The organism is Acinetobacter chinensis, from assembly GCF_002165375.2.
GTDB classification, from domain to species: Bacteria; Pseudomonadota; Gammaproteobacteria; order Pseudomonadales; family Moraxellaceae; genus Acinetobacter; species Acinetobacter chinensis.
Window position 1 is genome coordinate 2,901,935 of sequence record NZ_CP032134.1, and the last position, 24,611, is coordinate 2,926,545.

20 protein-coding genes are annotated in these 24,611 nt (G+C 42.4%); 6 read left to right on the plus strand and 14 right to left on the minus strand.

Annotated features, from left to right (window positions below):
• The first annotated feature begins 206 nt into the window (after positions 1-206).
• Both mutM and CDG60_RS14705 read left to right on the plus strand, forming a co-directional pair.
• Positions 207-1,061 (plus strand): bifunctional DNA-formamidopyrimidine glycosylase/DNA-(apurinic or apyrimidinic site) lyase, encoded by an 855-nt coding sequence (gene mutM, locus CDG60_RS14700; RefSeq protein WP_087513971.1) that lies wholly within the window; start codon positions 207-209, stop codon positions 1,059-1,061.
• The gene (locus CDG60_RS14705; protein ID WP_087513970.1) at positions 1,058-1,339 is read left to right on the plus strand and encodes a peptidylprolyl isomerase; all 282 of its coding nucleotides are present in this window, start codon (positions 1,058-1,060) and stop codon (positions 1,337-1,339) included. The genes mutM and CDG60_RS14705 overlap by 4 nt, the downstream gene beginning before the upstream one ends.
• Positions 1,340-1,455: 116 nt before the next feature.
• Here the strand turns inward: CDG60_RS14705 and CDG60_RS14710 are convergent, their stop codons facing one another.
• The 4 genes from CDG60_RS14710 to typA form a co-directional block, all read right to left on the minus strand.
• Positions 1,456-2,085, minus strand: coding sequence for a hypothetical protein (locus CDG60_RS14710; RefSeq protein ID WP_087513969.1), 630 nt, complete (start codon positions 2,083-2,085; stop codon positions 1,456-1,458).
• Positions 2,086-2,189: 104 nt separating this feature from the next.
• Positions 2,190-2,615, minus strand: coding sequence for a large conductance mechanosensitive channel protein MscL (mscL, locus tag CDG60_RS14715; protein ID WP_087513968.1), 426 nt, complete (start codon positions 2,613-2,615; stop codon positions 2,190-2,192).
• 162 nt (positions 2,616-2,777) lie between these two features.
• Positions 2,778-4,232 (minus strand): DKNYY domain-containing protein, encoded by a 1,455-nt coding sequence (locus CDG60_RS14720; RefSeq protein ID WP_087513967.1) that lies wholly within the window; start codon positions 4,230-4,232, stop codon positions 2,778-2,780.
• A 109-nt stretch (positions 4,233-4,341) separates the two neighbouring features.
• Positions 4,342-6,177, minus strand: coding sequence for a translational GTPase TypA (typA, locus tag CDG60_RS14725; protein ID WP_087513966.1), 1,836 nt, complete (start codon positions 6,175-6,177; stop codon positions 4,342-4,344).
• A 172-nt stretch (positions 6,178-6,349) separates the two neighbouring features.
• Here typA and CDG60_RS14730 point away from each other — a divergent pair, with 172 nt between their 5' ends.
• The 3 genes from CDG60_RS14730 (at position 6,350) to CDG60_RS14740 (ending at position 10,325) form a co-directional block, all read left to right on the plus strand.
• The gene (locus CDG60_RS14730; protein WP_087513965.1) at positions 6,350-7,720 is read left to right on the plus strand and encodes a uracil-xanthine permease family protein; all 1,371 of its coding nucleotides are present in this window, start codon (positions 6,350-6,352) and stop codon (positions 7,718-7,720) included.
• 106 nt (positions 7,721-7,826) lie between these two features.
• Positions 7,827-8,852, plus strand: a complete 1,026-nt coding sequence (locus CDG60_RS14735) for a methyltransferase (protein WP_087513964.1) — start codon at positions 7,827-7,829, stop codon at positions 8,850-8,852.
• A 9-nt stretch (positions 8,853-8,861) separates the two neighbouring features.
• Positions 8,862-10,325 (plus strand): amino acid permease, encoded by a 1,464-nt coding sequence (locus CDG60_RS14740; RefSeq protein ID WP_087513963.1) that lies wholly within the window; start codon positions 8,862-8,864, stop codon positions 10,323-10,325.
• A 323-nt stretch (positions 10,326-10,648) separates the two neighbouring features.
• On the opposite strand, the gene CDG60_RS14745 is transcribed toward CDG60_RS14740, so the two are convergent.
• The 7 genes from CDG60_RS14745 to filA form a co-directional block, all read right to left on the minus strand.
• Positions 10,649-11,176 (minus strand): peptidase C39, encoded by a 528-nt coding sequence (locus tag CDG60_RS14745; RefSeq protein WP_087513992.1) that lies wholly within the window; start codon positions 11,174-11,176, stop codon positions 10,649-10,651.
• Positions 11,177-11,579: 403 nt separating this feature from the next.
• A complete protein-coding gene (gene filF / locus CDG60_RS14755) occupies positions 11,580-13,460 on the minus strand; it encodes a putative pilus system protein FilF (RefSeq protein ID WP_087513961.1) in 1,881 nt (626 codons plus the stop codon).
• Between the two features lie 18 nt (positions 13,461-13,478).
• Complete coding sequence (gene filE, locus CDG60_RS14760; RefSeq protein ID WP_118868748.1) at positions 13,479-14,624, minus strand: putative pilus assembly protein FilE; 1,146 nt, start codon at positions 14,622-14,624, stop codon at positions 13,479-13,481.
• Between the two features lie 14 nt (positions 14,625-14,638).
• Positions 14,639-16,303, minus strand: a complete 1,665-nt coding sequence (gene filD, locus CDG60_RS14765; protein ID WP_087513959.1) for a putative pilus system OmpP1/FadL family transporter FilD — start codon at positions 16,301-16,303, stop codon at positions 14,639-14,641.
• Between the two features lie 12 nt (positions 16,304-16,315).
• Positions 16,316-17,437, minus strand: a complete 1,122-nt coding sequence (gene filC, locus CDG60_RS14770; RefSeq protein ID WP_087513958.1) for a putative pilus system protein FilC — start codon at positions 17,435-17,437, stop codon at positions 16,316-16,318.
• 48 nt (positions 17,438-17,485) lie between these two features.
• Positions 17,486-18,319: a putative pilus system C39 family peptidase FilB gene (gene filB / locus CDG60_RS14775; protein WP_087513957.1), complete on the minus strand. Its 834-nt coding sequence runs from the start codon at positions 18,317-18,319 to the stop codon at positions 17,486-17,488.
• 202 nt (positions 18,320-18,521) lie between these two features.
• Positions 18,522-19,535: a putative pilus system protein FilA gene (filA, locus tag CDG60_RS14780; protein ID WP_087513956.1), complete on the minus strand. Its 1,014-nt coding sequence runs from the start codon at positions 19,533-19,535 to the stop codon at positions 18,522-18,524.
• A gap of 262 nt (positions 19,536-19,797) precedes the next feature.
• Between filA and CDG60_RS14785 the strand changes: the two genes are divergently transcribed.
• Positions 19,798-21,165 (plus strand): anthranilate synthase component I family protein, encoded by a 1,368-nt coding sequence (locus CDG60_RS14785; protein ID WP_087513955.1) that lies wholly within the window; start codon positions 19,798-19,800, stop codon positions 21,163-21,165.
• A gap of 51 nt (positions 21,166-21,216) precedes the next feature.
• Here CDG60_RS14785 and hisC read toward each other — a convergent pair whose 3' ends face one another.
• From hisC to CDG60_RS14800, 3 genes are all read right to left on the minus strand, one after another.
• Complete coding sequence (hisC, locus tag CDG60_RS14790) at positions 21,217-22,314, minus strand: histidinol-phosphate transaminase (protein WP_087513954.1); 1,098 nt, start codon at positions 22,312-22,314, stop codon at positions 21,217-21,219.
• A gap of 192 nt (positions 22,315-22,506) precedes the next feature.
• The gene (gene hisD, locus CDG60_RS14795; RefSeq protein WP_171405464.1) at positions 22,507-23,808 is read right to left on the minus strand and encodes a histidinol dehydrogenase; all 1,302 of its coding nucleotides are present in this window, start codon (positions 23,806-23,808) and stop codon (positions 22,507-22,509) included.
• 128 nt (positions 23,809-23,936) lie between these two features.
• Positions 23,937-24,599 carry a DUF4272 domain-containing protein gene (locus CDG60_RS14800; protein WP_087513952.1) on the minus strand — a complete coding sequence of 221 codons (663 nt, stop codon included), beginning with the start codon at positions 24,597-24,599 and terminating at the stop codon, positions 23,937-23,939.
• Positions 24,600-24,611: the final 12 nt, after the last annotated feature.

Genomic DNA, 24,611 nt, shown 5'->3' on the forward strand with positions numbered 1-24,611 from the left:
GTTTCAAAACTTATTTTTATCAGTCAATATAAATATTAAAAAAACAGCAGATTACATCTTCACCCACATTTTCCAACCATAAATCAGGCTTATATATGTTTACTATTCACACAATATATAACACAAGTTCAATCCATTCAGCATGCTTTATTGACACACATGGAACAGCTACAATAACCAGCAAGATTTCCGAATATATGTGATCCATGCCTGAATTACCTGAAGTTGAAACCACCAAAGTCAGTCTTCTACTGTTGATTGATCAGAAAGTCATCTCTGTTCAGGTTCACCAGTCCAGTCTGCGCTGGGAAATTCCCGCTGACATTCAGAAACTTCAGGGACAGAAACTGCTAAGGCTGACACGGCGTTCCAAGTATATTCTTGCTGAATTTGAACAGGACACCATGCTCTGGCATCTGGGAATGTCAGGCAGTTTCAGGTTATGTGACACAGGGACAGAACTGCGTAAGCATGATCACCTGATCATTCAATTTGAAGATACTGAACTGCGCTACCATGACCCACGCCGTTTTGGCTGTATTTTATGGCTGGATGAATACAGCCAGACCAGACTGATTGATACCCTGGGACCAGAGCCACTCAGTGATGCATTCCATGCAGAATATTTAGCGTCTAAATTTAAAAATAAAAATGTCGGCACAAAAGTTGCCATTATGGACAATCATATTGTGGTAGGTGTCGGCAACATCTATGCGACTGAAAGCCTGTTTAACCTGGGAATCCATCCTGCGCAGCCTGCATCCAGTTTAAGCCATGATCAGATTGAAAAACTGGTGATCGAGATTAAACGTATTTTAAAACAGGCAATCGACTTGGGTGGTTCAACTTTAAGAGACTATAGTAATGCCATGGGTGAAAATGGTTATTTTCAGCAGACCCTGCTCGCTTACGGTCGCACAGGTGAAATGTGCGTGAACTGTGAAACCACTTTGGAAAATTTAAAACTTGGGCAAAGAGCCAGTGTGTTCTGCCCGCAATGTCAGCCACTGAAAAAAGTGAAAACTGCCGTCAAGAAAGTCACCAAAGGAAGCAAAGCATGAAGTCTGCTATCGTTCGACACATTCTGGTTAAAGATAAAGACCAATGTGAACAGCTGAAAAAGAAAATAAAAGCAGGCGCTGATTTTGCCAAAATTGCGAAACAGCACTCGACCTGCCCATCAGGTAAAAAAGGTGGCGAGCTGGGTGATATTAAAAAAGGGCAACTCGTCGCACCGATTGATAAGGCTGTTTTTACCCTTCCTGAACGTGAGTTACATGGTCCAATCAAAAGTCAGTTTGGCTGGCATCTGCTGGAAATCAAGTTCCGGATGGATTAAAGCCTATCTTCAGCATGACATAAGACTGGATACAATCATCAACCTTATGTCATGCCTGTCACTCATACACTGCAGTGTGTTCAAATAATTCAGTTCCCTATGAACCCGTTATTTGATTACTTTTTAAATGACTGAATAACTTCAGCGTACTGATTGATATACCCTCTGAACATTTCTGCACGGGTGGTCAGGTAAAACAGCTGCGTTCCATTCTGTACAAGTTTATCGGGTGCTTTACCATTACAGAATCCGCCACCCGAAACAAGGGCTGAAGAAATTTCCCCGAAATACCTGTCTGCCTGTGCCGAATCACTGAATGTAAAAACGTACATCAAAAAGTCAGGATAATAATCTTTCCGGCTCCCAATCCCGATACGACTTTCTGCATAAAAACTGCTGACACCCTGCCCTGCCATCTTCAGAATTTTATTTTTCCTGCAGTCGTTTACAGCCCATGATTCAGCTGCCCTGGATGCTGACAGACTGAAACCATTCTTTTTCAGCTTCTGTTGCAATGCGTTAATCAGTGCCTGACTGTCCGAACCTGAATTCAACTCAACAGTTTCAATCACCGTTTCTGCATTGGGCATGTTTTCAATATATCCTGATTCCCGATCTTCGCCCTGTGCTTCTGCTGCATCGGGAAGCCGAATTTCTTTATATTGTTCTGTTTCAGTGCTGTCATTTTTCTGATCTGTACATCCAGACAGACTCAAAATGATAAAAAAGAATAACCACTTTTTCATATGGCATCGCCTGTATTTATAAACTGAGTACAATCATCGGTTGATCTCAAACACGCCATAAAAAACGGCACTGTAAAGTGCCGTCAGTTATTCAGAAGCATGAATTAATCACGTTTCTTCAGCTCATCACGGATTTCACGTAACAATTCGATATCTTCAGGAGTAGCTGCTGCAGCTTCTTCAACCGGTTTACGGATTTTATTTAAGAATTTAACCAGCAGGAAAACCACCCATGCCAGGATCAGGAAGTTAAGGAAAATGGTAATAAAGTTACCATAGGTCAATACGTTCACACCCGCTTTAGTCAGTTCATCCAAAGAGGTCAGATTGTCTGGATTATCACCTAATACGAAAAACTTTTGCGTAAAGTCTACGCCACCGCCTGTGATTACCGTAATTAACGGCATAATGATATCTTTAACTAAAGAATCAATAATTTTACCAAAAGCACCACCGATGATCACACCGATTGCCATGTCCATCATGTTGCCTTTTACAGCAAATTCTCTGAATTCTGAAAGAATACTCATATTTTACTCCACGCTATTTATGCGTCATTTTTATGTGATGAAGTATACATTAATGTTCTATATACATTTCTGCATAATCTACCTGGTTTTCTGAAAATTCCAATATTTTTTACACTTTACACAAAAAACATACTTTTATTCTCACATGAATACGCATAACTATTATTCATTTTTTGACCAAAGCTCACTGACACAGAAATTTTCATCATATTTTGCTTTCACTAACCCTTCCATCTGAGGAGATAATAAGATTCCACGCCCTACATACTGACGGATATCATCACTGGATCTCGATGGATTTAAAATAAATCTGAGCGCATACGCATCTTTGATCAGATAAACCGCCTGATCAAAACCCTGCCCCTGACCAAATTCATCAAAATAATAATATTGCGCACCATTTTTCCATATCGTTGCAGCACGCCACCTACCATCACCATATTTCACTTCAGCAATTTTCTGCCAACGATTTACAGGTGCGTTCTTCAACCGATAAAGCACAGTTGAACGGTAGCAGAGTTTCGTCCCCCGCCCACTGCGGATGTATTTATCATAAAGACCTAGATAATAAGTATCCTGTCCATTATGAAAAACATCGGGTGCGAGTTGTGTCAGCTTTTGATTGAATGGATTATCACCTACACGCTGTATTTTTTGTTCTTTTCGATGATAAAAATAAATGCCCTGCTGACTGAGAAATAAGGGATCATGCGCATGTTCATCATCTTTATTGAGCAGATAATAAGGTGAATATTTTTGTGAAAATGGCGATGTCTGATAATAAAAATTCTGTGTTTTAGGATCATGTAAAAATTCAGACTCAATCCCGCCACCAAAATCAAACACCATTAACTGTGATTGATCCTGAACAGGCACACGCTTGTTCTTATAATAAACATGTGTTCCATCTGCGGTGTAATAACTACTTTCCCGTAATCGGTCTGACCTACCTGAATAAGATGGCAAATATCGCATAGTATGACCATTTGCCTGTTCAACCAGTTTTCCTCTGAAATAGGTGTACTCTCCATTACTGACCGTTCCCTGAACAGTCAATTGATACGGAGACTGACTCGTTTCCAGCTGATAATGTGGATACCAGTAGCTTTGTGGTTTTGAACCTGTTCCTGTGTGATGAAGCAAAATCTGCCAGACTTCCTTCACAACATTCAACTCAGTATTACGCTCCGTGATCTGCGAACAATAATAACTGACCTGACCATCGCTGATATAACCATCACCAATCGAGCGTACAGTCTGCGGATTTAAATTTTTCAGAATCATATTGCCACAATAGACATGCTTTTGATCCACAGCTATCTGTCTGGTCGCGATATCATCCGAAAGCATACGGATCGTCTTTAAATCAGCCTCAGGAATGACATAATGACCATTACTCGGTACAGCGACATAGACCTGCTGATTATAAATTCTAAACTCTGTCGGACCTGAGCCCACTTTCTGACCCTGCTGATCAAGTTCAAAACTACTCAGTTCCTGAGTGGGTTCAGCGATTAAAAAAGTAAATGCAAATAAAAGGGTGATCAGTAAAATACAGAATATCACTATGAGCTGTTTCAGTTTTTGCTGTTTTTCTGTGGGTAAATGACTGTTCAAACGCCATACCTATATCGTCATATTTATTATAAAAACCACTATAGCAAAATATTCAGCCATAAAAAAACCGCCAATGAGTGGCGGTTTTTCTTCAACTTAACAGTATAGCTTAGCCGTTACGGTTACGTTTACGTTCGTTTTCAGTCAACCAGCGTTTACGGATACGGATTGACTTAGGTGTTACTTCAACTAATTCATCATCTTCAATGAATTCAAGCGCTTGTTCAAGCGTGTATTCAATTGCAGGAACAAGAGTCAACGCATCATCAGTACCAGAAGCACGTACGTTTGTTAACTGTTTCGCTTTAGTTGGGTTAACAGTCATGTCGTCTGAACGTGAGTTAATACCGACGATCATACCTTCATAAACTTCCAGCTGTGGTTTAGCAAACAGACGACCACGATCCTGCAGTGTAAACAGTGCATAGCCCAGGCAAGTACCCTGAACCATAGAAATCAGTACACCATTCTGACGCTTCGCAACAGTACCCTGTTTCATAGGACCGTAGTGAGAGAAGCTTGACGTCATGATACCAGTACCTGAAGTCATAGTCAGGAATTCAGAACGGAAACCAATCAGACCACGTGAAGGAACAGTTGCTTCAATACGGATACGACCTTTGCCGTCAACTTCCATATTGGTCATTTCGCCTTTACGGTGACCCATCTGTTCCATTACAGAACCCTGGTGCTGCTCTTCAACGTCAAATGTTACGTTTTCGTAAGGTTCCTGTTTTTCACCATCAACTTCTTTCAGGATTACCTGTGGACGGGAAACACCCATCTCGAAGCCTTCACGACGCATGTTTTCAATCAGAACTGAAAGGTGAAGTTCACCACGACCAGAAACTTTGAAACGGTCTGGACTATCAGTATCTTCAACACGAAGTGCTACGTTATGAATCAATTCGCGGTCAAGACGTTCACGGATATTACGTGAAGTTACGAATTTACCTTCTTTGCCGGCAAACGGTGAGTTGTTTACCTGGAAAGTCATAGATACTGTAGGTTCATCTACAGAAAGTGGTGGTAAAGCTTCAACATTTTTCTGATCACAGATGGTGTCAGAAATATGAAGTTCATCAATACCTGTTACACAAACGATATCGCCTGCTTGAGCAGATTCAACGTCGATACGCTCTAAACCGTGGTAACCCATGATTTTTAAGATACGACCGTTACGTGTTTTACCGTCTTTGTCGATCACTGTTACAGGTGTGTTCAGTTTCACTGAACCACGCTGAATACGACCAACACCGATAACACCTACGAAGCTGTTATAGTCAAGTGAAGATACCTGCATCTGGAATGGACCATCAACATCAACTGCTGGTGGTTCAACGATGTCAACGATTGTCTGGAACAATGGAGTCATGTCTTCAGCAAGTTCTTCTGGAGATGGACCAGCCACACCACGAAGACCTGAAGCATATACAACCGGGAAGTCCAGCTGTTCATCAGTACCACCAAGGTTATCAAACAGATCAAATACCTGGTCGATTACCCAGTCTGGACGCGCACTTGGCTTGTCGACTTTGTTGATAATCACGATTGGTTTCAAACCACGTGCGAACGCTTTTTGCGTTACGAAACGGGTCTGTGGCATTGGACCTTCCTGTGAATCCACAAGAAGCAGTACGCAGTCAACCATCGACATTACACGTTCAACTTCACCACCGAAGTCGGCGTGTCCCGGGGTATCCACGATGTTGATACGGTATTCAGTATCAGTACGTTTATCTAACCATTTGATTGCAGTGTTTTTTGCAAGAATGGTAATACCACGTTCACTTTCAATAGCGCCTGAATCCATGACACGCTCGATTTCACCCGCGCGATCACCTAATGCACCTGATTGTTGTAAAAGTTTGTCGACAAGAGTCGTTTTACCATGATCGACGTGCGCAATGATGGCAATGTTCCGGAGTGTTTTAATATCTGACATGTAAATTCGATACGCCTAAAGTTTGAGGGCAAATTATACAGAAAAATATTAACTTTTAGTAGTGACAGTTTATTGACACTGACGTTTTTTTTGGATAATCGGTATTCTTTTGGTTTTGTAATGTCATGTAACTCGATTAGAATAGCGCCACCTTGCTAAACTTTGCTGACTTATGTCTGATCTGAATACATCCCCCGAGCAAAAAGATCGCCTTGATCTTGTCTATGGTCTGAACGACCGTCCAAAACCGTTTATCGCTTTTCTGGCTGCCCTCCAGCATTTACTGGCGATTATTGTCCCGATTGTCACACCTGGGCTTTTAATCTGTCTGGCACTGGGGGTTTCCAAAGAAGACACCAATATGATTCTGTCCATGTCCCTGGTGATTTCAGGGGTGGCAACTTTTCTGCAATGTAAAAAAGTGGGACCTTTTGGTGCAGGTTTACTGATTGTTCAGGGAACCAGTTTTAACTTTATTGGTCCAATGATCGGCATCGGTTCTGCCATGGTTGCCGCAGGTACACCGGTAGAAGCGGTCATGGCATCTATTTTTGGTGTAGTGATTGCAGGCTCATTTATTGAAATGGGTGTATCACGCATTTTGCCATGGGTGAAAAAGCTGATCACGCCTCTGGTCACCGGTATTGTTGTTCTTCTGATTGGTCTGACACTGATTAAAGAAGGTCTGATCAGTATGGGTGGTGGTTATCAGGCGATGGGCGATAAAACTTTTGCCAATGCTGACAACCTGATCATGTCCTGTAGCGTGCTGGCAATCATTATTATCCTGAACCGTGTCCGCATTACCTGGGTGAAAAGCTCAGCTATTCTGATCGCCCTGGTGATTGGCTATATTCTTGCGGGCTTCATGGGCTATTTAAACTTTGATGGCTTAAATGATGCACCTTTAATTCAAATTCCAACACCTATGCATTTCGGCATCGGCTTTTCATGGAGTCTGTTTATTCCAATGGCATTTATTTACCTGGTGACCTCCCTGGAAGCCATTGGTGATGTCACTGCAACCTCTAAAATTTCCAATGAGCCTGTCGATGGTCCAGTATGGATGCAGCGCATTAAAGGTGGTGTTCTGGTCAATGGTGCGAACTCATTCCTGGCAGGTATCTTCAACACATTCCCAAGTTCTGTTTTTGCACAGAATAACGGTGTGATTCAGCTGACCGGTGTTGCAAGCCGTTATGTCGGGATCTGGATTGCCGTGATGCTGATCATTCTGGGACTGTTCCCTGCTGTTGCAGGCGTTATTCAGGCTGTACCACAAGCCGTACTGGGTGGTGCTGTAATGGTGATGTTTGGTGCAGTTGCTGCATCAGGGATCAACATTCTGTCAGGTATTCAGCTTGACCGTCGTGCACTGCTGATTATTGCCATTTCCCTGGCACTGGGTCTTGGCGTTGCACAGGTTCCTCAGATTCTGGAACATCTGCCAGAACTGGTGCGTAATATTTTCAGCTCAGGCGTTGCAACAGGTGGTATTGCCGCACTGATTCTGAACATTCTATTACCTGCAACTAAAAATTAATTCAGCTATTCTTTATAATGCCCAGCATCGTCTGGGCATTTGGGTTTATTGACAGCCTTTAAAACTGTTGATGCCTGTGTTCAAAATTTTATGATGGATGGGATCTATGGAGCCAAAAAGTGAAGTCGTCATTCGACAACACGATTATTTAAGCGGGAAAGTATTGTTCGCCAATGCCCCGACTGATGATTTGCTGTCGAACCTGGCGCAGGACATTGAACCTGTATTGTGGACATGGAATTACAATGAATTTCTGTATTTCCAGCAGCGCAATGCCAATGTTCATTTTGGCATTGAACTTCCTGAATCTGAGTTTGATCAGGCTGTGGTCTTTGTACCCAAATCAAAAGAACTGCTGAATTATATTCTGCACAACCTTGCCAGCCGCCTGTCTGAAGGTGCTTCCATCTTCCTGGTCGGAGAGAAAAAAGGTGGTGTGGAACGCGCAGCAAAACAGTTACAACCCTATGGTGAAGCAACCAAACTGGACAGTGCCCGTCACTGTCAGATGTGGCAAATGACCCTGAAAAAACAGGTGCAGGCTAAACCCGTTGCCGACTGGGTACAGCAATACACTGTGGCAACCCCACAGGGTGACCTGACCATCTGTGCCCTGCCGGGCGTCTTCAGTCAGAACCGCCTGGATGTGGGAACTGCCGTTTTACTGCCGTACCTGACTCAGGTAACTTCGGGTAAAATTGCCGATTTCGGCTGTGGTGCAGGTGTGATCAGTGCATTTTTATCAAAATTAAATCCAAAAAACCGGATTTTTGCACTCGATGTCGATGCTTTTGCACTGGCTTCCACACAACTGACTTTTGAAAAAAATCATCTTCCATTAGAACAACTTGAAGTAAAAGCAGTCCGTGGAATCGAAGATGCCCCTTTGTTTTTACACGCAATCGTCAGCAATCCCCCATTCCACCAGGGCATTCAAACCGATTACAATGCCAGTGAAAATCTGTGTAAGACGTCACGGCGTCATTTAAAATCCGGTGGTGAATTGTGGATTGTGGCAAACCGCTTCCTGAATTATCCATTGCTGATTGAGCAGAATTATGGTCAATGTACGACCAAAGCAGATCAACAAGGCTTTAAAGTGCTGTTCGCCAACACCCAGAAAAAATCTTAAGGAATAACGATGAGCGAAACAGATCATCCACAGCTCCAGCGTAAGCTTGGTGCCCGACATTTAAATATGATCGCCATTGGTGGTTCCATTGGTACAGGTCTGTTCCTGGCTTCTGGTCAGACGATTGCAACGGCAGGTCCTGGCGGTGCATTACTTGCCTACATGCTGATTGGTATCATGATTTACTTTCTCATGACAAGCCTCGGTGAACTTGCAACCCACAACCCGACTTCAGGTGCATTTTTTACTTATGGTAATAAATACGTCGAAGAAGGCTTTGGTTTTGCACTGGGCTGGAACTACTGGTACAACTGGGCAATTACAGTCGCTTTTGAACTGGTTGCCGTTCAGTTCATCATGAAATTCTGGTTTCCAGATATTCCTGGCTTCTGGTGGAGTGCGGTATTCCTGGCGATTATTTTCTGTATCAATGCTCTGACAGTGAAAGGTTTTGGTGAAAGTGAATTCTTATTTTCACTGGTCAAAGTCATTGCGATTATCTTCTTTATCGCAATCGGTCTGTTCATGATCGGTAAAATCATGCTCGATCCTGCTGACTCCATTACCAAAAACTGGACCATTGGCGAAGCACCTTTTGTGGGTGGTTTAAATGCACTGATCGGGGTTGCCATGATTGCTGGATTCTCTTTCCAGGGAACAGAGATGGTTGGGGTCGCTGCAGGTGAATCCAAAGATCCAAAGAAAACCATTCCTCTGGCAATCAAACAGATTTTCTGGCGTATTCTGTTGTTTTATATTCTGTGTATTTTCATTATTGGTACACTGGTGGCATATACCGACCCGAACCTCGCACTCGCTGCTGAAGGTGACGGTAACATTATGCTGTCACCATTTACCCTGCTCTATGAAAAAGCCGGTCTGGCTTTTGCCGCAGGTTTAATGAATGCCGTTATTCTGACTGCGATTTTATCTGCCGGTAACTCGGGCATGTATTCTTCCACCCGTATGCTGTTTGATATGGCACGTCATGGCCGTGCGCCTAAATGGTTTGCAACACTGGATATGCGTGGCGTTCCAATGAATGCACTCTATGCAACAACAGCAATCGCTGCACTGTGTTTCCTGACCACATTTATCGGTGAACAGCAGGTCTTTACATGGCTGCTGAATATGTCGGGAATGTGTGGATTCATTGTCTGGTTAGGGATTGCCATTTCACATTACCGTTTCCGTAAGGGCTATCTGGCACAGGGTCATAAACTTGAAGACCTCGCCTATAAAGCGAAATTCTTCCCGTTTGCGCCATGGTTTGCTTTCATCCTGTGTACCATTGTGGTACTGGGTCAGAACTATCAGGCAGTGCTTGCCGGCGAATGGATGAGTGTTGTATCGACTTACATCAGCTTACCGTTGTTCCTTGCCATCTGGTTAGGCTATAAGTGGAAACACAAAACTAAACTGATTCCTTACGACAAAATGGACGTAAGACCGATTGAAGTTGAAAAAGAATAATATCTGGATTCGACATTAAGATCAGCAGCTTTCGGGCTGCTTTTTTTATATGAAATGGATTTATTTACTATCTGAACCAGCAGGAACTGGCAATGCACCTGATCCAGAAAGTCATCATGGTGAACTGTTCTTCAAATAAAAAAAACCGTCTTTTTCATCACAATATTCAAAAAGAACAGCGTTTTAATTTGCTTACCCAAATACAGTCAGAATGCAAAAGATTAAGGTTCAAATAAAGCTCAATAACTGAAGAAATAGTCTGATCCCAACAAATCATAATGTACTGAGAGACGCCAGTACCTTAAGCGAATACATTTTCATGATCAACTGAATCGTGTTTCTGTTGGAGCATAAGCCACGATCACCTGCGCACAGATACCATCAGCATGTCTTTGTTGCTCAAAAACACCTGCGGGCATGGCATCAAAACTGTCAAAAAAACAGATTTCCTCTGTATCCATGCTGTATACCAGCGAGTGATTTCCGACACCTTCCAGCGTATCGTAATACACAATGACAAAAGCCCCCTGTTCGTAGGCTTGCTGTATCTGTGCATAACTCAGTGTATCCCGTACAGGCATGTTCAGCAGTTCAGCTTCCTTAAAAGCAAACCGCTCTTTTTCATGCTGATGCAGATCTTCTGAGGTATAAAAACCTACTTCAAAACCAAGCTGCTTTAAAGCAAGTGCAAGCTGAACCGTAAAAGTACCATCTTCAGCATCATATCTGCACAGCCTGATCAGTTGTGATATGTCCATCTGAATATCACAATGTTCCAGTACCATCCATACTGCATAAACACCACCATTCGCTTCAAGCTGTATCAACTCTTCTGGAATACTGCTTTCCATTTCTGGCACCATTTTCAATTCATCCTGCAAACAATACTCCTCCTGAAACAGATCCAGATGAAGCCATCTGACATATCTGCTGTCCAAGGTTCTAACATGTCAGCATTATAAACATCCTCTGATACAGCCTCCATCCATACAACACTTTTGATGAAGAAAATTCAGCTGAGTCAAATTTCATAGAATAAAAAACTGATCCGGAACCACAGCTTTCCACTGTTACCCATAAAACATCCCGACAATATTTATTTCTGCCCCAGGCACCATGACCTCTTTCCAGTAACAGATCAACAGTGATCACACAGTTAATACCCCTGAAGTCTTCCTCATCACCAGACACAGCATGAACTGAAAACACAGGCATAAAAAAAGACCTCATCAGAGGTCTTTTTTTAGTGAAATATTATGGTTTTACCTGACCTGACTGATAACAGCTGGAAACCTCAATCGCACCAATCGTACCACCTGTATTTTTTGCCAGCTCTTTATCGGCATCCGATGGGTTATTGTCAGTCTGTCCAGTATAAATCAGCATCATGGAATTATAAATATTAGTCCATGCCACTGTTCCACCACTGAAATCAGTCATTGAAATAAAGCGTCCTGCACCGCTTAACAACTGCTCCAGGTTAACACGTGCTCCACCAATCACCAGTGCATCTGCTGAACTGGAAGTACTGGTCTGAATTTGAGTATTCATTCCAATCACTGCACCATCTATCTCTTTAAAGACAGGGTTTGCCAGAATCAGACGCGTTGTTACAGCTTTGTTGTCAGTATCCGTTGCACCCAGTACACCTATTCGATACTGACTGCTTTGCTCTGTCACAGGTGAACATGCTGGCGTCCAGTCTGTATCAGAAGTAAAATCTGTACGCACATTACCAAACTGATCCAATACAACAGGCAATTTCACATTAGCTTTACTGGTGTCCGAAAATTTAAACTCAATAGTTGCATAAATCGGGAATACATATTTTTCACCAGAAGCAACGTTTTTAACAGATTTAAAGACCCGGTTGTCCAGATGACCTACAGGGAAATACTTATACGCATCGAATGAGCCATGATACTGATCCGTGCCGAGTGTCTGCTTCCACAAGCCATATTCTTCAGGCTTACCTTTGTCATATTTAGTCAGCAGTTTGTAGAAACCTTCTGTCCCTGCAATCATATAGTCATTATAGACTTTACCTTGAGTGATCATAAAATCCTCAGAAGGTATATCACTTACAGCAAACCGGAACGGCCCTGTAATACTCCTGGTCAGCGGATTCACCCAGTTGGTCTGCTCAGCTGCAACCATACGAGCCGGACGGGTTTTTTTGATCAATTCAGAAGAAACACCCAGAATCTGACTGGCAGTATTTGAAGCAACTTTACCTTTCCACTGCACGCCATAACCAAAAGTATAACCCTGACGATCCGTCAGGATCAGATACTGACCGATCATATGACTTAAGTCAGCATCGGTAGATTTACAGTCACTCTTATTACAACCATATAAGCCTTGCGGAAGAATTGAATCCTCTTTGGCAAGCACAGGATAACCTGCCTGATAAGTTGCAGAATTGCTCATATTCACCAGCATTTTTAATGCTTCAAGTGCTTCTGCATCTGTAATGGAACCGGCATCAGTCCACGGCTTGATTTTATTGATATAAGCCCCAGACTGATAATCTGCCACTGTAATTGAACTGAGTATTTCTTCCAGCTTGTCCATTTTTGGTGGTAACAGATAGATAGGCTGAACATCGCCAGCCACACGCTGGTTAGCTTCCATGCCTACTGCCTGGAAAATTTTGACCAGTGCCATAGCAACCTGAATGGTTGGATCAGATGCATCCAGTGACTGTGCCGCTTTACCCGTCAAGCCTTTTGCCATATCGAGTATGCTTAAACGTGGCAGGCTGGCACTGACTGTACTTACCACACCAATATCAGATAGTGCCACCGTACCAAAATCTACAGTTTTGACCCCTTTATCACCGCGCAGGAAGAAATGAATCTGATCACCTTCCGTACATTTTCCTGTGGCTGCATTACTCTTAGCTTCAATTAAAGTAATAAAAACGTTATCACGATCACTGCTACAGGTAAAATTCAGACCATCAACAGGATAGTCCAGAGCAAATTCAACACAGTTCTGACCTGAAACACAGCTACCATTCTGATAAACCACAGATTTTGGTTCTGGTATAACATTCGCACTTTCGCCACCACAGCCACTCAGGGCAGCAAAACCTGCTGTGAGTGCAAAGGGTAATAAATATTGTTTTTTCATTTCTGATTCCCTTTTTCCTTAGCGGATTGCCACTAATTTGAGCTGACCATGATTAGCCAGTGCCTGATTTTCCATATCAAGTGCTGATGCCAATGGAGTTAATAAAATATATCGGGTCTGCTCTGGCAGCTGAACAACCCCCTGTACAACCTCATGGCTGAACATATTACTTGCCGTATTCTGGCTCTTGAAACCACCTGCACCTTCAAGCACACATGCTTTTTCATCCAGAAAAACAACAAATGGCCAGTAAAACTCAGGCTTTTGCTGACTGGCTGCATAGGAGTTAATCTGAATATTCTTTAAAGCTCCCTCAAGATGAATCACTTCATAATCAAAATGATCTTTCAAAGGTGCTCTGGGCCAGACATTCACATCCGAATCGAGCTTCAGTGATTTTGCCTTTTTGACTTTTTTATCCGTAAAACACTGCTGACCCAGGCTGTCTACCGCTTCCTGCTGTGGAACACGATAATATGTTGTAGCCAGCACAACGGGCGTATTGTCTTTAACATTGCGGTTGAACATACTGTTCAGCAGTGATCGGCTCACCCCTTTTTCACGCTCAACAATCTGCAGTCTCGCACCACCACCATTTTTTGTATCAATCACACCTTCAGGCATGGCATAAAATCTTTTTTTACCTTCAAGATTAAACTCACGATCTTCCAGCAGTTCATTGGTGACATATTTTTCACCATCCAGCTCAGCAAAACCATCCTGAACCTGAGCAGGTGGAATAACTTTTCCAGGATTTTCCACGCGCTCATTTTTCACGACAAACTGAGACGGTGCTGCTTTTTGAACAGCTGTCTGCGTTTCAACAGGCTTTGAAACAGAGCTTACTGCAGGCTTAACAGAGTTTTTTTGAGCTGCAGCCTGAACCCGAGCAGCCTGAGGTTTTTCCTGAGCAACAGGCTCAGGCAGAACTTTGTTCACAGTCACTTTGGTATTGCTGTTCGCAGATTCAGGCGCTGGTTCTGTCTTTACAGGCTGTTCTGTTTTTTGAATCATAGGTTTCTGAGGTTGTTCAGCTGACTTTCTCTGAACAACCATCGGGCGACCATCGGGCCCAATAATCGTATAAAATTCTGCGGCATTTGCAGCAGAAAATATACCTGCACTTAACAGTACAACTGATCCTGAAAATAAAATCCTGTTCATTTTCCTGTTCTGACTCACCATTTCGTTCTGTAGCTGATCCCAAGAACAGTTGCCTTAGTATCCGTTTTAACATTCAACCCCGCATAAGGGTTCAATAATAAATTGTTAACACCTGTCTGGTTTGCAAGACTACTGCTATTTGCTGGAATTTTGTCATTGCTTCGTAAAAAGCCAACAGAAAGATCGATATCAGTATCTGCATCAAAGCGGTAGCCCAGTCCCAGACCAAATAACTGCGCATTATTGATTGGTACCATCGTGTTACGCTTATCATCTGGGATCGCGCTGGCACGGGGTTCATACCCTGCACGAAGCTTCAACCGGTCTGTTGCTGAATACTCAACACCAATACCCCAGCTCCACGGTGACTCAAATCCAAGAGGCAATGCCAGCGAAGTATCTCCGACATAAGCTGATAAAAGTTTTGCAATTTTCAGTGCAGAAATCTGTCGGTCAAATTCAAACTTGAACTTATCCCATGCTTTAAAGTCAGTCCAGCCAACATCAAAATTCACCTGAAGATCAGGCATGACCTTATATTTAATCCCCGCCTGGAAATGTGCCGGATATTCAAAATCCATGGAAACCAGACCTGCTTCTGTCGCAGGTACATTGCCAGGAAAACCTAAAATAGCAGCCAGAATCTGCCCCGTTGGAGAAGACATCAGACCTTTGATCAGTTCTCTCGGCGCATTGGCATTATCAATATTGTATTTACCTTTCAGACGCATTTTAGCTGAGCTTTGATAAACCATGCCAAAGCTAAACTCTTCTGTAGGTTCCCACAATACCCCTAAGTTATAGCTCGGACTCAGGGACTGCTCCATGGAAACATCCATGCGACCAAAACGGCCAAATGGGTTCATCCCTTCCTGAGTGTTACACATCCCAAGTAAAAGAATGTCCGTAATAATGTCCTGATTTTCTTTAAATGGTGTACAGATGACTTCATCAATCATCCGGAGCATACCAATCAGCTCATTCGGAAATCTTAAATCCGTTTTTAAGGCAATTGCCTGATAGGACATACCAAAAGATGCACCGATAGACAGCTCATCATTGACCTGATAACCAAACGAAGGTGACAGATAAGTAATACGTTCCAGTGCAACCTGCTGTCCCATATAGTTACCAGGGTTTCCGTCTTCAGCACCAAAACCCGCAACCAGCGGGGCATACATCGCTGTTGCAAATGTTGCTTTGGAACCTGGTGGCTTATAGGCGATCGCTGCCGTTGGCGCAGCCATCGGAATACCTTCCCCCAGATCAACAATCTTTTTCAGCACAGGAACATAAAGGCTGACGTACTCTACGTCACCATTGACTGTTCCCTTGTAATCAGTACAAAAATCCGTTGCAACTTCAGGACCATCATTACAGACCATTGGGTCATCTGAGTAACCAAAAACGTTATAGCCCGGTGGAACTGAAAACTGACGTTTGATGTCAAAATTTGCAAGAATCCCCTGAACGTCTGTCTGCAACCCGTCTATTTTAGCCAGTGCAGCAGGGTTAAAGTGAATGGCACTGATCCCTGGAGGATCTGCTGTTACTGCATTCCCCATACTCAAAGAGCGAATATCAACAGACAGGTTTTGTCCCAGCTGTGCAAAAGCCGTACCTGAACAACCTGTTAATAAAATTGCCGCTGCTAAAGGACGAAGCTGAATTATTTTCATACTACAGCCCTCTTAGCGTAACTTTTTACCAAAACCTACGATATCAAGCGGGAATGATAATCCCAATGATACGTCTGGTGCATCCTCGGTTAGACCTATCCCAACTGTACCATTTACAATGGTTTCTGGATTTACCCGAACACCAAGCGAAATCGCAAGCGTTGAACTGGTCTGATCTGCTGGCGTATAAGTTTCACCAGTTGTATATGTAAACTTGGACTCTGTATTAAAGCTCTGCTGATACGACATGGTCATGGATACATCGTAGTTAAACGAATATGCGAAACCAAAAGCAAAACCACCGCTGATACCCGGTTCAAACTCTTCAACTGTTCTTGTACCACGGCGCTGATTCAAGCCTGATTCTTTAAAGCCATAGTTAGCAGAAACAGAAGCAAACAGAACAACCGGGTCAATATATTTACGCGTACTCGCACCTGCACCAACCGAATAATAACCTTTACCGGTCGACAGATCTGTCGCACTGTTGATTTCGTATGGACTGTCACCTGTTTTTGTAGAAACATTACCAAACAGAATCAGGGGTAAACGACCTGCTTTGAGTGGGAACGGTTCCCAGCGGGCACCAAAAGAAATATCACCCAGACCTGCCGTCGTGGCATCTTTGAGCTTATCTGCCTTTGCTACAAGAGGCAGCGATGCTGTAAAAGTCAGGTTATCAAGCACACCATACTGCGCTGTAAATGTATTGGTTAAAGTATGATTCGCATCTTCTTCCACCCTTAACTGATTGACCGCATTGTTTTCGATGGATAAATCCAGTCGGGTATCCCGATAATAGGTATAGTCAACATCATAGAACCCTGAGATTTCTCCTTTTTTAATCAGAGAATACTGGCGCTCATTTGATGTAAAAACTTCCTGAAGGTTGGTTTCTTTAGTTGCATCCCCTTCCTTTTGCTGGAGAGCACTGGATGCCTGCTGCTGAACGGTTTCAGGCTTGGCAACCTGCTCAGCAGACTCAGTGGCCTTACTTACTGCTTCCTTCTCAGCATCCTGCTGATCTACAGCTTCATAACCTCCAAGTGCAGGTTCTTCAGCCGCATAAACAATACCTGTGATCATCTGAATACTGACGACAAGTAAGGTTTTTTTCATCCATTTAATGTCCATGACACATCCCTTCCAGTTTTTATTTTTTTAGTTCCAACTCACAAGAAATTACTTACTTTTATAGTAAAGTCTCAAGAATTTAAAAGTATCCTGCCCATAACTTTCAGAATTTTTATTCAAATCCCGCTCAAGACGAATAGTTGAAGCTTTGTCCGCAATACGATCCATATAGGTCTGCGGATACTGAATGTCAACAAAGGCATATCTGTTTACAGTTGAATCATCAACATGCCGCATATCTGAATCCTGCAATGCCAACATGCCCTTTCTGTTCTGTGGTGCAACATTCACCAGAAACAGGGTGTTATTCTCCCAGATCTGCTTAAAGCGTTCCTCATCAAAACTGATATTCCCCAAAGCTGGATCTGCAACATAAACACGGCCATTTTTATAAGCCTTAAACACAACAAAGTGTTTAAATCCCGCATAAGAAATTGGAACAATGGCAGGTTGCCCCTGCTTCACAAGATCAGCTAACTCACCTTTATAACCACCACTTTCCATTCCAAGTGCAGAAACAAAGCGTTTCATATCCAGCAATGAAAAACTGCGCCGCTCAATAATCCGGTCATATTCGCCATAGTTTAAAAGACCATTCATGGTCTGCTGTTCAGAAAGCTGGGTTCCGACATATCCATTCAGCAATGTTGTTAAAGCTGCCGAACCACAACTGTAATCATATGCCTGACGGACAATTCCCCTGAACTGATCTTCAAGCGCCGGCTTGATCAGGACTTGCTCACGATGCATACGTGTAAACGATGGATTTCTTGAATCCAGGGTTTCTGTATAATAAACAGCCTCTGGTGGCTTTTCTTTTATATCAAAGGCTTGTGTGGCAAAGTAATACATCAATGCCGAGCCTAAAGCGATCTCCAACATATTCTTAACTTTTTCTGGTTATCGGCAATGATGTGCCTGAGTTCATTATTCTTTATAGAGCATTTGCTCTATACTTCCTTGTACATTGGAAGATACCTTTTTTTTTAGAAAAAAACATCCTTTTCTTTTTAATTTTGACATTTTTCACATTTTTTTTGTAAAAAAAAGCGCGTGGATTCACGCGCTTTTTCTTTCATTCAGATTAACGACCTGAAATCGTAATCACAGAACCGTTAGCATATGTTCCAGCTGTTGGGCTATAGAAAGTCTTAAGCCCCTGGATTTCCACATCACCAATTGAACCTACTGTCGCTGTACCGCGAGCACCTAATGCAGCTGTTGGTTTAGCACCTAAAGCAATCGCCTGAACATAAGTATCAATACCAGCATCACCCTGTCTAGCAAGGATCTTCAGACCATTCGTAGTAACAGAAACATCTGCATCTACAGCAAGATTCGTAGAAGCACCATCAGCAACCTGGATTTTACCTAACCAAATTTCACCCTTACCTGCAGCATCAGCAATACCCAGGTCAGAGATAGTCAGACCACCGGTCATCGTTGTGTTCAGTTTGATCATTGCACCTTGAGGTGTAGCACCCAACTGTACGTTAGCAGTCATTACACCTGTTTTAATGCTCAGACCAGAAAGAATTTTGTTGTAATTGGCATCCACACCACCACGCTGAATACCAACTGTCGGAGTTGCATTACCAGAAGCAGTAACACCTACTTCACCAATCGAGATATTCAGACCAGAAACATCTGCGGCAATATTCAGGAAGGCACCATTAGTACCAGTACCTGCATCTGAATCAATGCGGATATCAGCAAGGTTATGTGACTTAAGTAAAGTTGCACCAGCTTTGGTTGTATCAGGCTGATCTGTATTTGCAGTGATTACAATACCTGCAGTTTCATTTACATGACCTGCTGTACCGTTTCCTTTGATGGAAATCGCACCAGCAACTTCAGTACCACCAAAGCCCGCTTTACCAGTAGCAATCTCAGTCGTACCATTACCTTTTTTGCTGTAACCATCATTATCGTGAATAAAGATTTTACCGATCTCAATTTTAGAAATACCGATACCGATATTAATACCGTCTTGACCAGTAGTTGCGCTCAATGCAGCATCATCCATTGCTTGCATTGCCATCGCATTTGCGCTGATTGCCATTGAAGAAACTAAAGCCAGTTTAGTAAGTTTTTTCATCTTCTTACTCTCCCAAGAGTATTATTTTTTTGATTGTCTACCGCTCTGCACCGGTTAGTTGGCAATTTTATTTTTAGCAACTAAACAATACTTCTTCCTTGAGCGGACTGATTGCACTGTCTAAGTTATCTCTGTGTTATCTTTTGTTCAACTGTTGTTTATCGTAAATCGCATCTTGCCGACAAACGGTATATACGCATATTTACTGCCAGAATGCTGTAAAATAGCTGTCTACACCATTATCTTCTGATAAAACAGCATTATGAATGATGTGAATACAATGCAAAAACTGCTTTGTGATAATTCCACGACCCCTTTTTATATTTTAAAAAAAATGTGCTTTGCGTCACATATTTTTTATTTTTCTGAAAATGGCATCCCTGTCATCGCATTTATGGCTGATGAATACTTTGTCATGCGGAATAATCAGCTTCAACATTTCACTCATTCTGATGAACAAGGGTATTTTCTTTCAGACTGTTCGATAGAGACAGCACAACTGCCAGAGTTACTTTCCGCCTGCTCGCTTACAGATTTAACAATTACCGCGGGCTTTATCAGTTACGATGCTTCAAAAAATTTAACTTCAGGTTCTCAAAAAAACAATCAACCATCGGTGTTTATAGGTATTTTCAACACTTACTTAAAGCAGACTGAAAATGGATGGCTGTTTATCAGCCATGCTCCTGATGCTGAAAAAAAATATGCTGAACTGACAGCCTTACTCCAGTCTTCATCTGATTTATCTGAAAATCACTTCCAGATGAAAAATCCATGTATTCCGAGGTGGAATAAAGCAGAGTATGTCTCCGCCTTTGATAAAGTTCAGAAATATATTAAAGCCGGCGATTGTTATCAGATTAATCTGACTCAGGAATTTACCGCTAAAACCGAAGGACTCCTGCTCAATACAGCCGAACAGCTATGGCAACTGACTGATGCTCCCTACGAAGGGTATATCAGATTTGATGATTTTGAACTGCTGAGCTGTTCACCAGAACTGTTTATTGAATTTCAGCAGGACCGTAAGCTGATTACAAAACCAATTAAAGGGACGACTCCCCGTTATGATGATCCTGAGGCAGATGAACAGTCAAAATTACGGCTGATCAACTCCATTAAAGATCAGGCTGAAAATGTCATGATTGTAGATTTACTGCGTAATGATCTGAGTGTTTATGCAGAAACAGGATCAGTTAAAACACCAAAACTGTTTAATATTGAAAGTTTTAATCAGGTTCATCATATGGTCAGTGAAGTGACCGCCACACTGAAACCGACAGTCAGCCCATGGCAGGTTTTAATGACGGCTTTGCCGGGTGGTTCAATTACCGGTGCCCCTAAAATTCGGGCAATGGAAATTATTGAGGAACTTGAAGGTGCGCCACGAGGCGCGTATTGTGGTTCAATGGGTTATTTTAATGCTGATGGGACAGGCAGCTGGAATATTCTGATCCGATCAGTTCAGCAATCACAGAATGAGCTTTCTGTATGGGCAGGTGGAGGCATCACCATTGCATCAGAAGCAGATGCTGAATATCAGGAATGTTTTGATAAAGTTTCAGCAATACTAGATTTACTCAATACCTGGTATCAACCTGAAAACCCTCAAGAAAAAAGCGAATCCTAAGATTCACCTTTAAGCCCCTCTTTTTAAAAGAGGGGTTGGGGAGATTCTAAATCAATCCAGAATATTATTTCTCAAAGTATCAACCAGGCGTTGATTTTGCTCATCTGTACCAATGGTAATACGAAGGAACTGGTTAATACGTGGCTTATTGAAATAACGCACAATAACACCTTTTTCACGCAAAGCAGTTGCCAATTCACCTGCATCCCGATCTGGCAATGTCGCAAAAATAAAGTTCGCACTTGAAGGTAAAACCTTAAAGCCAAGTTCAGCTAATTGAGCGACCAGTTTTTGACGATTGGCAATGACTTTTTGACATTGCGCTTCGAAATAGTCTTGATCTTCAAATGACGCCACCGCTGCTGCTATGGCAAATCGGTCAATTGGGTATGAGTTAAAACTGTTTTTCACCGCTTCAAGTGCCGCAATCAAATGTGGCTGTGCTATGGCAAAGCCGACACGTAAACCTGCCAGTGAGCGAGATTTAGAGGTTGTTTGACATACAACCAGATTGTCATATTTCTCAACCAGTGACACTGCTGATTCAGCACCAAAATCTACATAGGCTTCATCAACCAACACCACTGAATCAGGATTGGCTTGCAACACTTCCTCAATGGCTGACAAACCCAATGCAATACTGGTTGGTGCATTTGGATTGGTGATGATAATTCCACCATTGGGTTGCTTATAGTCATCCACCACAATTTCAAAATCATCATTCAACGGAATAATTTTTGATTGTGCTGAAATTCCAAAAAACTGACTATAAACAGGATAAAAACTGTAGGTAATATCAGGATATAGGATCGGTTTATCTTGCACAAAGAATGCTTTGAAAATGTGTGCTAGGACTTCATCCGAACCATTCCCAACAAAAACTTGCTCTACTGGAACGTTTTGTTGTGCGGCAATGGCTTGTTTCAACTCAGTTGCATCAGGGTCTGGATATAAACGCAATGCATCGGCTGAGTTTTCCAATACTTTTTGTACCGCAGCAACCACTTTTGGCGATGGTGGATACGGGTTTTCATTGGTATTTAACTTTAATAAATTTTGAATTTTCGGTTGTTCGCCTGGTACGTAAGGTTCTAACTCACGTACCGATGGACTCCAGAAACGCATTTGTTCAGGTGTGATGTTTGGCATTTTATTTTCTCATTTATGTACTCAACTTACGATCACGTAAGCCCTCTCCTCCCAGGAGAGGGTTTGGGAGAGGTCATCTTCCAAACCAGATTCAATATTTTCACCATCCCCTTACGTAGCCTCGCTACTCATCCCTGAGCCATATATGGCTCAAGAGAGGGACATTTAATACTTAATTATTTAGTGAATAACTTATTGATAACGATATCTCGCAGATCTCGCATGTGCATCCAAGTTTTCTTCTTGCGCTAAAATATCAGCGGTTTTGGCAAGTGGTTTTACACCCTGCTCAGAACACATGATCAAACTTGAACGCTTTTGGAAATCATAGACACCGAGTGGTGATGAGAATCGTGCTGTACCCGAAGTCGGTAAGACATGGTTTGGCCCTGCACAATAGTCACCAATCGCTTCTGGCGTATATCGCCCCATAAAAATTGCACCCGCATGGCGGATATCTTCTGACATTTCCTGTGCTTCATCTAAACACAACATCAGATGTTCAGGTGCAACTTGGTTAATGAGTGCAGCACCTTCGGTACGATCTCTGACTAAGACCAATGCACCACGGTTGGCAATCGAAGTACGTGCAATTTCAGCTTTTGGTAAAGCTTCTAAATGTTCTTCAATGGCTTGTGCAACATCATTCAATAGTTGTTCATCAGGCGTAATAAATACCGCTTGCGCAACTGTGTCATGTTCAGCTTGTGACAATAAATCCATCGCCAGCCATTTGGCATTGTTCTGACCTTCAGCATAGACCAGAATTTCAGATGGCCCTGCAATCATGTCGATACCGACCTGACCAAATACCGCACGTTTTGCCGCAGCTACGAAACGGTTTCCTGGTCCTGTAATTTTATCAACTTGCGGAATGGTTTCAGTACCGTATGCCAATGCCGCAACGGCTTGCGCACCACCAATGGTGAATACACGATGTACACCTGCAAGATAAGCAGCAGCTAAAACCAGTGGATTTAAATCACCATTTGGCGCAGGAACAACCATGATAATTTCCTGCACACCCGCAACATGCGCAGGTACGGCATTCATCAGTACAGAAGATGGATAAGATGCCAAGCCACCTGGTACATAAATCCCAACACGGTCTAATGGTGTTACTTTTTGACCGAGTGTATTGCCCAAAGCATCAACATAAGTCCAGCCATCCTGCTTTTGTGCCTGGTGGAACTCACGCACACGATTAGCTGCCATTTCAAGTGCTTCACGCACTTCGGGGGTTAAGCTTTCAAATGCTGCTTTCAATTGCTCTTGTGACAGTTCCAGATCTGAAAATTGATGCGCTGGATGTCGATCGAACTGTTGAGTGAGTTTAAGTACATGTGCATCACCATGCTGGCGTACATCTGCAATAATCTGGTCTACTGTTTTTAAAAGCTCAGGATCACTCACTGTTTCAAAAGCAAGCAGATCTGCAAAGACCTGTTTAAAATTCTGCTCTTGAGTCGATAAACGTCGCATCAATTTATCCACAAAAATAATAAAGGGAAACTTTAGTTTACCTTGTTTTGAGTGACTTGTGGGCAAGATCACATGGTCAATTTTATTAAGTTTAATAGGAAAGTCGGATCAAAAAAGCACACCAGTCACTTAATCTCAACTTAAGTACTCACATCAGGATGATCCCAGTCACTATCCGACTGAATCAGCCAGTTCAATGCACCATGTCTTTCCACAACAACTGCCGAATTTAATTGTGCAGGTGCCTGTTCCTGATTCAGTCGTGCACTGACACATGCCCAATCATAGCGATAGATTAAATCTGCCTGATCTAAAATTTCTTCAATGTCTCTCAGCTTTACTTTTGCCATAAATTCTTCAAATGTTTTAGTAGATACAACGGCTTGAATTGCAAAAACACAATCCACAATATTTTCAGGATAATTCAGTTCCTCAACAATTCCTAAAGCCCACAATAAAACCCAGTAAGCCTCATATTTCCACACCATGTTTATGACATCCTGCTGAGATACGTCCTCATGTAAAATTGCCGTCTCCTGCTCAGTTAAAGCATCCATGACCTGCATTTTTGTCAGAATATTTAAGATCAAACCTTTAATTTCATCATCATATTTCCCATTATCAATATCACAAGCGACCTGTATGATCCATAAACAGGCAATCGCCCGTTGAGCAATACTTTCAGCACTTCGGACCTGTATTTCTTCGACAGACTCAATTACAGGTAACCAATCAATATATGGAATATTTCTTTGCTTCAAAATTTCTATGGATTGTTCTTTTCGTTGTTGTGGCGTTTTCATTTTCAGCCATGA